The 12,619-nt window shown below is 56.5% G+C and carries 12 protein-coding genes; 5 read left to right on the top strand and 7 right to left on the bottom strand.

Annotated elements, in window-relative coordinates; translation table 11 throughout:
• Positions 1 to 119: 119 nt before the first annotated feature.
• Positions 120 to 1,655, bottom strand: coding sequence for a DUF2125 domain-containing protein (locus tag K3757_RS17240; protein WP_259997528.1), 1,536 nt, complete (start codon positions 1,653 to 1,655; stop codon positions 120 to 122).
• A gap of 166 nt (positions 1,656 to 1,821) precedes the next feature.
• Here K3757_RS17240 and K3757_RS17235 point away from each other — a divergent pair, with 166 nt between their 5' ends.
• Both K3757_RS17235 and K3757_RS17230 read left to right on the top strand, forming a co-directional pair.
• Entirely contained in the window at positions 1,822 to 2,571 is a 750-nt protein-coding gene (locus K3757_RS17235; protein ID WP_259997526.1) for an SDR family oxidoreductase, read from the top strand.
• On the top strand, positions 2,568 to 3,176 hold the full coding sequence (locus tag K3757_RS17230) for an enoyl-CoA hydratase/isomerase family protein (protein ID WP_259997524.1): 609 nt from the start codon (positions 2,568 to 2,570) through the stop codon (positions 3,174 to 3,176). The genes K3757_RS17235 and K3757_RS17230 overlap by 4 nt, the downstream gene beginning before the upstream one ends.
• A 131-nt stretch (positions 3,177 to 3,307) precedes the next feature.
• Here the strand turns inward: K3757_RS17230 and K3757_RS17225 are convergent, their stop codons facing one another.
• Entirely contained in the window at positions 3,308 to 3,625 is a 318-nt protein-coding gene (locus tag K3757_RS17225; RefSeq protein WP_259997522.1) for an HNH endonuclease, read from the bottom strand.
• 65 nt (positions 3,626 to 3,690) lie between these two features.
• Between K3757_RS17225 and K3757_RS17220 the strand changes: the two genes are divergently transcribed.
• A complete protein-coding gene (locus K3757_RS17220) occupies positions 3,691 to 5,022 on the top strand; it encodes a mechanosensitive ion channel family protein (RefSeq protein WP_259997520.1) in 1,332 nt (443 codons plus the stop codon).
• Complete coding sequence (locus K3757_RS17215; RefSeq protein WP_259997518.1) at positions 5,019 to 6,200, top strand: TIGR03862 family flavoprotein; 1,182 nt, start codon at positions 5,019 to 5,021, stop codon at positions 6,198 to 6,200. Before K3757_RS17220 ends, K3757_RS17215 begins: the two co-directional genes overlap by 4 nt.
• Here K3757_RS17215 and K3757_RS17210 read toward each other — a convergent pair.
• The 5 genes from K3757_RS17210 to K3757_RS17190 form a co-directional block, all read right to left on the bottom strand.
• Entirely contained in the window at positions 6,197 to 6,790 is a 594-nt protein-coding gene (locus K3757_RS17210) for a glutathione S-transferase family protein (RefSeq protein ID WP_259997516.1), read from the bottom strand. The genes K3757_RS17215 and K3757_RS17210 overlap by 4 nt on opposite strands.
• 21 nt (positions 6,791 to 6,811) lie before the next feature.
• Entirely contained in the window at positions 6,812 to 7,810 is a 999-nt protein-coding gene (locus tag K3757_RS17205) for a DNA polymerase III subunit delta (protein WP_259997514.1), read from the bottom strand.
• Positions 7,807 to 8,292 (bottom strand): LPS assembly lipoprotein LptE, encoded by a 486-nt coding sequence (gene lptE / locus K3757_RS17200; protein WP_259997512.1) that lies wholly within the window; start codon positions 8,290 to 8,292, stop codon positions 7,807 to 7,809. Before lptE ends, K3757_RS17205 begins: the two co-directional genes overlap by 4 nt.
• Positions 8,279 to 10,849 carry a leucine--tRNA ligase gene (gene leuS / locus K3757_RS17195; protein WP_259997510.1) on the bottom strand — a complete coding sequence of 857 codons (2,571 nt, stop codon included), beginning with the start codon at positions 10,847 to 10,849 and terminating at the stop codon, positions 8,279 to 8,281. Before leuS ends, lptE begins: the two co-directional genes overlap by 14 nt.
• A gap of 87 nt (positions 10,850 to 10,936) precedes the next feature.
• The gene (locus tag K3757_RS17190) at positions 10,937 to 11,413 is read right to left on the bottom strand and encodes a DUF3576 domain-containing protein (RefSeq protein WP_260001310.1); all 477 of its coding nucleotides are present in this window, start codon (positions 11,411 to 11,413) and stop codon (positions 10,937 to 10,939) included.
• 289 nt (positions 11,414 to 11,702) lie between these two features.
• Between K3757_RS17190 and K3757_RS17185 the strand changes: the two genes are divergently transcribed.
• Positions 11,703 to 12,617 carry a porin gene (locus tag K3757_RS17185; protein WP_259997508.1) on the top strand — a complete coding sequence of 305 codons (915 nt, stop codon included), beginning with the start codon at positions 11,703 to 11,705 and terminating at the stop codon, positions 12,615 to 12,617.
• The last annotated feature ends 2 nt before the right edge of the window (positions 12,618 to 12,619 follow it).

Here is a 12,619-nt window from a genome sequence, read left to right as displayed (position 1 = left end):
ATCGTCTCCTGATCAAGGCTTAGAGGTAGCTGCGGTAGTCCCCCCCCGCAAGGGCACGGGTCAAAAAGAAAAAGCGGCCCAATGCGGGCCGCCCTATGCTTTCGGGACTCGAACGATGCCTATTTGATACGCTGACCATTGGCGAGGATTTGGCCTTCGTCGTTGAATTCGATGTTGGATTTAAGTGTATCCGGCGCGTCCCCGGGAACTGCAAACACGCCCATCATCATCCGCGCGCCCATGACCTGTTCAGCGGGGAGCATGCCCATGGCAACCAGTTTGTCCAACAGGCTATTCGCACCGGCGAGGTTGATGTTAATGTCGCCCACAGGCTTGGGAAAGCCCGGCATTGTGGTCTTGTCGCTGTTGTCAAAGGTCACGTCACCTGTCGCATCTAGTTTTGCACCCACCGCATCAATGGTCAGTTTATCGATGCGCAGCGCGGTCAGCTCTGCTGGCGAGGACCCGCTTTCGGCCAAGCTCTCCATCGTTTTCTGATCAAGGGAGTCGGCCAGCACCTTTGCCTTTCCGCTCATGTCCAACGCGACGGTCGCAGGATCGCGGGGCAACTGGTTCGACGGGTCAAACAACGCCCAGATAATATCGGACATGCTGAAGTCTGTCGCATTAAAGGCCAAAGAGAAATCCTGTGGATCATCAGACTTCAGAAGCGGCGCGCGCATGCTGATTCCGGTGTTCGCCATTTCGGCAAACAGAGGGAATGGCAGTCCGGCAATCTCCGCGCCGATTTGGACCTGTTCGGCGGCAACGTCATACCGGATGCCTTCGGCGTCCATTGCGATGCCCAAAGTCGATGCCGCAGATCCGGTTTTGAGCCTTGTGGGTCCGTCTTTTGAAACAAGCTCGGTCTTTGTTTCGGTGCCACGGGTGTTGAATGTGCCATCAAAGGCAAAACCCGCAGCCAAAAGCGGAGTTAGCTCCTGATTCTGTATGGTCTGACCGTCGGGCACAACGCTGGTGCCGGTAAAGATCACGCTTTCTACAGTGCTGGCAATGCTTACGGATTCGACATCTTCGGGGTTCTTAAAGAAAGCGTCATAGACCACGTTGCCGACATTCATGATTTGCGCATAGTTGCGGGTTTCGCCAAGGCTCACGGTTGTTTCTGACCGGATGTCGGTTCCACTGATTGATAGGCGGGCGTTGTCCTGACCCATTGCGGTCCCGTCTACCAGAAGTGACGTCAGGGCCAGCACAAAGCTTGGTGCGGTATAGTCATAGACCATCTCTGCGGCGTCACCGCTTACGATCATCTTTTGGTCGGTCTGAGTGTAAGAAAATTCAATTCTTGCGGGCTTTTTCGTTTTTTCAGGGGTGACGTCAATCACGATGGGCATCGTGGCAGGCATGACGACTTCTACGTTCCCGTCCGCTGTTTCGACGAATTGAAGCGTGCCCAGACGCAAAACCATCTGGTCAACGTCGGGTCCACCGTTGACCTGCACCGCGATATCGCTGACGGACAATGTGTCGGCGTTGCCGGTTTCGTTCGCTGTGACGGTATAACCTAGACCTTCAAGGTATCCGCGCCAGTCGCCCCAGACGTCTGCGGCAGCAAGATCGGCGCGAGCCGCATTTGCCATCAGCGACAGGCTGATCGCGGTGGAGGCAAAAAGAGAACGCGCAAGTAACATGGTTGTAAATCCTAAAGGGTCAGATGTTTGCGCAAGGGTCTGGCAAAGTGCTACGCGGGTCAAGGGGATGCCACGCGAGTGCAGCAGCAGGCTGGCCCCCAACGCGCGGGCGCGCTAGGTATCAGGTAAACAATCGGCGCAACCTGAAATAACAGGGAGAATACCCATGGATATGACCTCAAAGACAGTGATGATCACCGGCGCAAGCCGCGGCATTGGTGCAGAAGCTGCGCGGGTTTTCGCCAACGCAGGCGCGAATGTTGTGCTGCTGGCCAGATCGCAGGACGATATTGCTGCGCTCGCAGGAGAGATTGGCCAACGTGCGATCGCTATTCCGTGCAACGTGGCCCGCTACAGTGAAATGTCATCCGCCGTCGCGACCGCTGTGCAGGTTTTTGGCGGATTGGACGTCTTGATCAACAACGCCGGCGTCGTTGATCCCATCAGCAATCTTGGTGCGTGTGATCCTGACGCATGGGGGCAGCTGATCGATATTAACGTCAAGGGTGTGTTCAATGGGATTCATGCAGCGTTGCCTGCTCTGAAAGAAGGCGGGGGCGGATCGGTTCTGACCATCAGTTCAGGTGCTGCGCATAACGCGATTGAAGGATGGAGCGCGTATTGCGCGTCCAAGGCGGCGGTCAATATGATCAACCGTTCACTGCATCTGGAGGAATCTGCCAGCGGCATCCGCGCGATTGGTTTGTCACCCGGCACTGTGGCAACTGAAATGCAGCGCAAGATCAAGGCGTCAGGCATCAATGCGGTCAGCCAGTTGGACTGGGATGTGCACATCCCTGCGGACTGGCCGGCAAAGTGCCTGCTATGGATGTGTAGTGCAGAGGCTGATGCGTATTGCGGCGAGGAAATCTCGCTGCGCGAAGATGACATCCGACGCGCGGTGGGTCTGATATGATTGAACTGGCCCAAGACAGCGGCATTTGGACTGTCACTCTGAACCGTCCGGAAAAGGCGAATTCGCTGACCGAGGATATGTTGCGCGAGTTGTGCGAAATCATGGAGCGCGCAAGTGATGCGCGCGCCGTGATCCTGACCGGACGCGGCAAGATTTTCAGTGCGGGCGCAGATTTGGACGCCGCCCGCGCGGGTCTGGCTGTATCTGACCTGTGGGAGCGGTTGTCCGGAGCAATTGTTGCGTTGAACGGTCTAACTATTGCAGCCCTTAACGGAACATTGGCGGGTGGATCAACGGGCATGGCCCTGGCCTGTGATATGCGCATCGCTGTGCCTGAGGCCAAGTTCTTTTATCCGGTGATGAAGCTCGGTTTTCTGCCGCAGCCCAGTGATCCGGAACGTATGAAAGCGCTGGTTGGCCCTGCGCGCACCAAGATGATCCTTATGGGCGGACAAAAGATCACAGCCGATGACGCGCTATCATTCGGGTTGATTGACCGTATTGTTGAACAGGATTCACTTCTGGAAACCGCATATGCACTTTGTGCTGATACGGTCGCGGCACCCGAAAACATCGCCCATGGTATCAAGGCGATGTGCCGCTAATCACTTAGATCAGCGGGACGAAGGGCACATCGCAAGCTGCCAAAAGTAAGAGGGACGAAAGGATAAAGGCGATACGCATGGAAGCTTCCTGTGTTTGTTTGCCTGTTCTTAGCATGGCTTTACTGCTTGTCCTATCGCTTGCGCGGACCACCCGGCACTTTTGAGCGGAAAGACGGCGGCCTTTTGCTGACCCAAGCTGCAAACTTTGCCAATCGGGGATGTTCACGCAGGGCTTCGGGGGTGGCGTAGTCCCGCGCCAGCTCTGCTTCTGTCAGGGTTGCGTGGATTTCGCGATGACAAATGTGATGCATTAAAATCACCGGGCCGCCTTTGCCGCCCTTTAGTTTGGGGATGAGATGATGCAAGCTTTGCGGCACATCTGGCGGGATTGGCCGCTTGCAAAGAGGGCAAATCGGGTTTTCGTCCTGTGTGCCCAGCGTTCGCGCCACTTGATCCTCCTGCGTGCCTGCTTCAAGAGGGTGGTACGTTTAATCAGATAAGCAAGGGCGCTGATATGAATTTCGACTTTTCGGAATACCCGCCAATTGTGCAGCAAATTGCTGGTTACGCCGTGCAAGGCTATGATCTGGCCCTAGGCTGGTTGTTAAGCCCTGCGGCATGGTCGCAGTTTGCCATTCTGGTTGGGGCCTATCTGCTGGCGGTTCTGATCTCGCGCCGCCTTCGGCCCGCGCTTAAGGCGTTAATTGATCCTGCCGACAAGCAGAACATGTTCACGGCACCCCGCCTGTTCATTCTGCAATTCCTGCCGTTGATCCTGCCTCTGCTAGCCTACGCGCTTACCGGGATCGGTGAACAGGTTGTCCGGTCGATCTTTGACAGTGGCGCGGTGATTGCTTTCGGCAAACGGGTGTTCCTGTTCCTTGCCGTGCGGGCATTCGTGCGCGACATCCTCAAGGATCCGTTCCTAAAGTTACTGGGCCGCTTCATGCTGTTGCCTATCGCGGCACTTTATACCTTCGGTTTGCTCGACATTGTCACGCTGCAACTGACGGAAACTGTCGTGGGCGTGGGGAACATCCGCTTTTCGCTTATCTCTATCGTACGCGGCTTGATCGCCGGCTCGCTGCTGTTCTGGCTGGGGCAATGGTCCAACAGCCAGACATCCGCGCTGATTGAAAAACAGGAAATGCGTCCGTCGATCCGGCAGCTGCTGATCAAAACGGTCGAATTCATGATATTTGGTATCGCCTTCCTGGTGCTGATGAATGTCATGGGGATTAATCTGGGCGCTCTTGCCGTGCTCGGTGGTGCCATTGGTGTCGGTCTTGGTTTTGGTTTGCAAAAGATCGCATCGAACTTCATCTCTGGTGTGATCCTTCTGGTCGAAGGTCAGGCCACCGTAGGCGATTTCGTTGAGCTGGACGGCGGTGAATCAGGCAAAATCGTTAAGATGACCGCCCGCGCGGCAATACTGGAGACATTTGACGGCCGCTGGATTGTGGTTCCCAACGAAGATTTCATCACGACGCGCGTTGTAAACTACTCTGATTCAGGTTCGGCCAACCGGTATGAGGCGCCTTTTTCGGTCAGCTATGACACCGATATCAATCTGGTGCCTGCGATCATCGAAGCCGCCGTAGGAAAGCACCCCGAAGTGCTAGACCTGCCCTATCCTCCGGATTGTGAACTGCGAGGGTTCGGCGACAACGGGATCGATTTCGCAGTCGAGTTTTGGGTCAACGGCCTTGATGACGGTCCCAACAAATACACCTCTGACGTGCTGTTCCTCATTTGGAATGCGCTGAAAGACAACGGGATCGAGATTCCCTATCCACATCGTGTTGTCGAAATCAAAGGTGGCCTGCCTGCGCCTTCTGCCGAGTGAAGCAAGCTGTTGTCATAGGCAGCGGTCCCTCTGGTCTGATGGCGGCGGACGTTCTGGCACGTGCAGGAATCGCCGTGACCGTATGCGAGGCGAAGCCTTCGGTGGGGCGCAAGTTCCTGATGGCTGGAAAATCGGGTCTCAACATCACGAAGGTGGAGGATGAGGCTGCGTTTCGCGCAGGCTTTACCGACCGGACAACATGGTTATCGCCGATGCTCGATGCTTTTGGACCGGAGGAAGTTCAGGCTTGGGCTGCTGGTTTGGGGGAGAAGCTGTTTATCGGTTCCACGGGCCGTGTATTTCCTGAAGTAATGAAGGCATCGCCGTTGCTGCGCAAATGGCTTGCTAGGTTGGAAGGTGCGGGTGTGCAATTCAGAACCCGCTGGCGCTGGACTGGGTGGAACGAAGCGGGTGCTTTGACCTTTCAGACGCAGACAGGCCCGCAAAGTATCAGCGCGGACGCAACCATCTTGGCGCTGGGTGGTGCTAGCTGGCGCAGGCTTGGGTCTGACGGGGAGTGGTCAGGGATATTAGGCGCGCTGGGCGTGCCGCTTGCCCCGTTCGCTGCCGCCAATGCGGGCATCGCGGTGACATGGTCACCGTATATGGACAAACACTTTGGTGCAGCGCTCAAAGGTATCATGCTTCGTGCGGGGCAATATGTATCCCGCGGTGAGGCTGTTCTTTCGCGCAGGGGAATTGAGGGTGGCGGGGTTTACTCTGTCTCGCGGGGTGTCCGGGAAGGACAGCCGTTGACTATTGATCTGGCACCGGATCTGGATGTTGATGCTGTTGTGGCCAAGCTGGCAAAGCGCCGTGGCAAGGCCACGCTTACCAACCATTTACGCAAAACACTTGGATTAGAGCCCGCAAAGATCGCGCTGCTGCAAGAAATGGCCGGTCCTTTGCCCAATGATCCGGTGGAACTTGGACGGCTGGTCAAGGCGCTGCCAGTGCGCCATGCAGGGCTGCGCCCGATGGATGAGGCGATCTCGACCGCGGGTGGTGTCACGCAAGAGGCGTGTGATGCCGGTCTGATGCTACAGGCGCGGCCCGGCACCTATGTGGCGGGTGAAATGCTGGATTGGGAAGCGCCGACAGGTGGTTATCTGATCTCTGCATGCCTTGCGACAGGGGCATGGGCGGGCCACCATGCAGCGGCCCGACTAAAAACTTAAGCAGCAGTGCGTGCGCGCACGGCTTTGAAGGCATCGCGTTTGCGCATCCCCGAGGCCCATTCTGCCAGTTTGTCGTCAACCGGCGGGAAACCGGCACCGATGGACCAATTGATGCAGTGAACGGCCAATAGATCGGGGACTGTAATCTCGTCTCCCATCAGGAAAGGCGCCTCGAGCCGGTCTGACAGTAAAGCCGCAGCGCGCGTGAACTCTGCTTTCAGGCTATCCTTGATTTGTGGCACCCGCAACTCCTCTGGGAAGACAAAGCTGTGCTTCGCAGCGGCCCAGAGTATCGCGTCAAATTCGTCGATCAGCCAGAATAGCATGGCGTCCTGCCGTGCCCTTGCAGGCGTACCGGCGGGCGCGGTTAATGCCCCGTGCTTGTCTGCGAGGTACTGCATTATTGCAACTGAATCGGTGAGAACCTCATCGCCGTCCAGCAACGCGGGGATCTTGCCGGAAGGATTATATTGCTTTGCTTCGTCCGAACGCGGCGCGGCCGGGATCACTTCATACTCTTGACCAAGTTCTTCTAGCATCCACATTACGCGGAACGCGCGCGATTTCTCACTGCCGATTACCGTATACATAACCTAATCCTCCAAAGGGGTTTAGCTGGCTCCGTACATCGCCAGCCTGATAAATGTTCGCTCTATGATTGCCATTGCGGGCGCAGTCTGCCCCGCAGACCTTAGCTGCAGATCCGTATCTGTCAGGATACCAAGCGCTGTTTCCAGCTTTACCATGCCCCAACCGCGCGACTGGCGCATAACCCGATCGCGATCGCGCACACCCCAAATGGGCGCACCGGGATTACAGGCGGTGCGGTGAAGGGTACGAAAATGACGCATTGCCATGATGCTTAGTGTAACGGGTGCCACGCCCTGACTTTGCAATCGCCGCATCAGCGGTCCGATTTCCGTTGATTTCAGCTCTGCCACAATGTTCAGGATATCGTCCACGGCCGCTTCGACAGAGGCAGGTGCACAGGCGCCGATGTCATCAAGGCTTACCGGCGTGTTCGGGTCGCTCAGCTTATAAAGCGAAAGTTTTTCTAGGGTCTGACGGAAATCACCCGGATCAAGGCTGCGCGCGAGGTTTTCCAGCGCCGCCATCGAGCCGCCATCGGCGCGCAACTGCGCCTCGCTTAACAGCCGTTCAATTTCCGCGCGGTCGGGAGGATCATCATAGATACCCCATGCATAGGCATCGCGGTGGCCTTCGAATGCTTTTAGCAGTTTTGAAGTCTTCTTCAGATCTCCGGCCGTAACAACAATCTGGGCATCGCCCGGCTGCCAGTCAGCCATGGTTTCGACGATGATCTGGGAAACCAGTTCGTTCGCGCCTTCAACAAAAGCGGCGCTCGGTCCGGGGAAAAATCCGACAGCTTTGATCGCGTCCATCAGCAGCGCGGGTTCGCGCCGCAGATCACCTGCGGGAATACGGCTTAGGCGCATTTCCTCTTCCGCTGCGGGACCCAACAGAGCTTTCAGGTATTCTTGCCGCTTGAGCGCCACGCGCATGGAATCGCCGCCATAAAGAAGCAAGCCAAGCTTTTCTTTGGGCGGCTTGGCCACAATTCCTGCACCATCTCTACGGCCCAGTTTCATGCAGGCAGGTCCGCCGCATAAAGCCGTGCTGTGATCTGGTCACCCAAGATGACCATCAAACGCTCCACAGCGTCCCGTTCAGCGGCAAGTGTGGCAACGGTTGTACCAGTCGCAGAATAGGCTGTGAAATTCTCAACCGTACCGGATGTCACAATGGTGCCGTTGGCGCTATCGCGCAGTGAATAGGCCACCTGACCGGTCAGGTTAAAGCGCGTCGTGTCGCCGGCCGAGTTGATGGCAAGGCCGTCTTCGTCCGTGGCAATCGCCAGATCAAGTGCATAGCGTGGCTCTGTACCGCTGCGACCCAGCCGTGTCTCAAGATGACGGGTCAGCAGATAGCCTGCTTGTGTGGAGGGTTCCTGCACCAGAACCTGACCGTGCAATTTTGTACCGGACCCCTCCGGCCCGTACACCGGTGAGAAGCCGCAGGCGGCTAGCGCCAGCGGCAGGGCAAGCAGGGTTCTGCGGCTATACAACGACATTCACAATCCGCCCGGGCACGACGATCACCTTCTTGGGTGTTCCGCCGTCGAGGATACGGATCACAGCCTCATGGGCAAGGGCCAGCTTTTCAACTTCGTCCTTTGGCATGTCGGCGGGCACGTCGATTTCTCCGCGACGCTTGCCGTTTACCTGAATAGGCAGAGTGACTGTATCGTCCTTGAGCATTGCCGCATCAGCAAAAGGCCAAGGGGACTTGGCGATCAGGCCTTCGCCGCCTTGCGTGGCCCAGATGTCTTCTGACAGGTGTGGTGTCATTGGAGACATCAGTTTCGCCAGCGTCATCACGGCCTCACGTTGGGCAGCTTTGGACGCTTTGGATTTTTGCAGTGTCGCGGTGAAACCATAAAGCTTGGCGATCGCGGCGTTAAACCCAAAGGAATCGATAGCCATTGTCACGTCGTGGATGGCTTTGTGCATCTGACGCAGCAGATCATCGTCACCTTCGCCGGTGGCTCCATCACTCATCGCGGCAACCCGATCCGATATGTTCCATACGCGGGACAGGTGTTTATAGGCGGCTTCCGCGCCAGAGGCTGTCCATTCCACATCCCGCTCGGGGGGCGAATCGCTGAGAACGAACCAGCGTGCTGTATCGGCGCCGAAGTCAGAGATAATGCTCAGCGGGTCTACAACGTTGTTCTTGGACTTGGACATTTTGGCAGATGGAATGATTTTGACCTCAGTGCCACCGTCTTTGAGGAATGCCTTGTCACCCTTCAATTCCACTTCCTCGGGGTAGTGGTAGACGGGGCGCCCGTCCGGCCCTTCCGAGGTGTAAATGGCATGGGTCACCATCCCCTGCGTAAACAGCGCATCGAAGGGCTCAATCGCCGATTCGGGCAGATGTCCGGTGATGTGCATCGCGCGGGCAAAGAACCGGGCATAAAGGAGGTGCAGGATCGCGTGCTCAACCCCGCCGATGTACTGGTCAACGTTCATCCAGTATTCGGCGTCTTCCATGACAGTGGGCGTATCGGCATGTGGTGCGGTAAAGCGCGCATAGTACCAAGACGAATCGACGAATGTGTCCATCGTGTCGGTTTCACGCAGCGCCGATTTTCCGCAGGCCGGGCAGGGCGTTGTGCGCCATTCGGTATGGCGGTCAAGCGGGTTGCCGGGAATGTCGAATGTGACATCTTCGGGCAGTTTGACTGGCAGGTTTTCTTTCTTTTCGGGAACGACGCCGCAATCATCACAATGCACAACAGGGATCGGACAGCCCCAATACCGCTGACGCGACAAGCCCCAATCCCGCAAGCGGAATTTGGTTACGCCCTGACCAACGCCTTGGGATTCGCAAAAGCTGATGGCGGAATCGATAGCTTCGAGGCCCGTTTGCCACGTCTCTCCAGCAAAGCCGCGGTTGTAGAACACTTTTTCCGTTTTCTGCGGGACAAAGGGCTCTTCCAGCTTATCCGCGCTGTCCTCGGATGGCAGGAAGGTCGAAATGATGGGAAGGTCGTATTTGGTCGCGAACTCAAAATCGCGCGCATCATGGGCAGGACAGCCAAAAATTGCGCCAGTGCCGTATTCCATCAGGATGAAGTTGGCGATGTAGACCGGCAGCTCTTGCGACGTGTCGAACGGGTGCCGCACGCGAATTCCGGTATCCATGCCCAGCTTTTCGCCGGTCTCAATGGCTTCTTCCGTGGTGCCGCCTTTGCGACATTCGGCCGTAAAGTCAGCGATCTCGGGGTTATCACGTTCCAACAGTTTGGCGATCGGGTGGTCGGGCGAGATGCCGACAAAACTTGCACCAAGCAGTGTGTCAGGGCGAGTCGTGTAGACTTCGATCCGGTCATGTCCGTCTGGTGCGTTGATGGTCGAGAACGCAAATTGCAGGCCGCGCGACTTGCCAATCCAGTTTTCCTGCATCAGGCGCACTTTTGCAGGCCAGTTTTCCAGCCGGTCCAGCGCGGTCAGCAGCTCGTCCGAGTAATCGGATATCTTGAAGAACCACTGCGTCAGCTCGCGCCGTTCAACCAAGGCGCCAGAGCGCCAGCCGCGACCCTGTTCGACCTGCTCGTTCGCAAGCACTGTCATATCTACGGGGTCCCAGTTGACCACCGCATTCTTACGGTAAATCAGCCCGGCTTCGATCATGTCGATGAACATAGCCTGCTGGTGCTGGTAGTAATCCGGATGGCATGTCGCGATCTCACGCGACCAATCCAGCGAAAAGCCCAGCGGCTTCATCTGGTTTTTCATGTCTTCGATGTTCTGATACGTCCATTCACCGGGGTGGATACCCTTTTGCATGGCTGCGTTTTCAGCCGCCAGTCCGAACGAATCCCAGCCCATCGGATGCAGGACGTTAAAACCCTTCGCCAGCTTATACCGCGCGATCACATCACCCAGCGTGTAGTTGCGCACGTGTCCCATGTGGATGCGCCCTGATGGATAAGGGAACATTTCCAACACATAATATTTCGGCTTGTCGGCAGAACGAACCGCCTTGAAGATTTCAGAAGTCTCCCAGGCAGCTTGCCAGCGGGCTTCGATCTCGGAGGGGGTATATCGGGTCTGGGAAGTCATGGGAGGCGGGCCTTTTTACGCAAGAACGCCGGACGTGTGGTAATCACAAGGCCCGGCGCTGGAAGATAGAACAAAGAATTTGGGCTGTCAGAGTTTATTGTCAGCGATACGCATCTCGCGTGCACGCGACAGGATCGCGTCTTCGACAGCGCGGCTGGTTGCCGCGCTTACTGATCCCCCGCGCGATTGCAGCGCAAGATGAAGAGAGCGGGCATCAAGGGCAGGATCATCAATCAACACAGTCGCACGGTACGAACGTCCGCCGCCGGGCGGAGTGCCGTAGCCGGTCACGATCACGCCGGTAAACGGATCAACTGACTGCACAGGCAAAAAGCTGAGTACTTCGAGCGATGCGCTCCAGAGATACTTGTTCACCAGAACCGTGCTTTCAGAGCTTTTCTTGTTGAACAAGGACCAGATGGTATTGTCCGGGTTTGTCTCGACGTTGCTGGGAATGTTCTGGTTATTATAGTAGGCAGGCTTTTCGGTCGCAGGGCGGCCAAAGCCGCAGGCCGCTACGGTCCCGCACAAAATCGCAAACGCTGCAATGTTCCGAGCTTTCATGCGCCCCATATCTGCCACCCTTTATACCGTTTTGCTATGCAATACCCAAGCAGGCCCATCTGGGCAAGGTCTATGTAGTATAGTGTGTAGTGGGTTCAGAGGGCTCTGCGTAAAGAATTGAGCCATGGGCCACATTTGTGACTGTGGCAAAGCTGCACCATCATTGACCACTTTGCGTCAGGGCTGTTGGGTTTGCTTGCCAAAAGCTGAGGTGCGGCGCAAAAGAAGCTCATACCTAGATCGGAATTCCCCGGTCGGGTCCTTTAGAATTCAAACCGAGGGAAAACTCATGAAAAAAGTTCTCTTCGCAACAACAGCTCTGGTCGCCACAGCTTCAGTTGCAGCAGCAGACGTTACATTCTCCGGCTACGGCCGTTTTGGTATCGTATACCAATCTGACGATGGCACCGGCGACAGCTCAACAGACCTGACAAGCCGTTTCCGTATGCAGATTGACGCGACAGCAGAATCCGACGCTGGCGTAACAATCGGTGCACGTGTTCGCCTCGAAGGCGAAGAGCGTGACGCAGCAAACGGCGCACGCCCACAGTTCAACGGCGTTCGTTACTTCGCACGTTCCGGTGGTCTGGAAGTCGGCGTTGGCAACATCTACGGCGCTCTGGAATTCATGCCTGGCATGTACCCAATCGATCTTGGTCTGACCGGTCACAACTACGACTACACAGCCTTTAACTTCCGTGGCGATGCGTACGCTTCCGGCGGTCTGGGCAATGGCGGCGACAACGGCGTTGAATTGCTGTACTCCTTCGGCGATTTCTCCGTACACGTATCCGCGTCTGACACAGACGACCGTATCGCAGCACACGCCGCGTACACATGGAACGGCTGGACATTCGCTTTGGCTGCTCAGGACTCCGACTACGACTATGACACAGAGTTCGCAGCATCCGTTGCTGGTTCCTTCGGTATCGCAGACGTTACACTGGCATATGCCAAAAACGGCGACGACGATGCAACAGGCCTCGGCGGTGATCACATCGTTCTGGCAGGTCGCTTCGACGTAGGCGCAGCAACAAACGTAGAAGTTTACGTTGCAGACGCTGACTACTGGGACGACACCGCATTCGGTATCGACTTCAACCACGACATGGGTGGCGGCACGTCTCTCCGTGGCGGTGTTTCCACAGGCGGTTCCGTCGGTGACGAGACACTGGTTGACATGGGTGTTCGCTTCAACTTCTAAGT

The sequence above is a fragment of the Sulfitobacter sp. S223 genome (assembly GCF_025143825.1).
In the GTDB taxonomy this organism is placed as follows: domain Bacteria; phylum Pseudomonadota; class Alphaproteobacteria; order Rhodobacterales; family Rhodobacteraceae; genus Sulfitobacter.
Note: the sequence above shows the minus strand (reverse complement) of the source record. Positions and strands in the feature narration are given on the sequence as shown.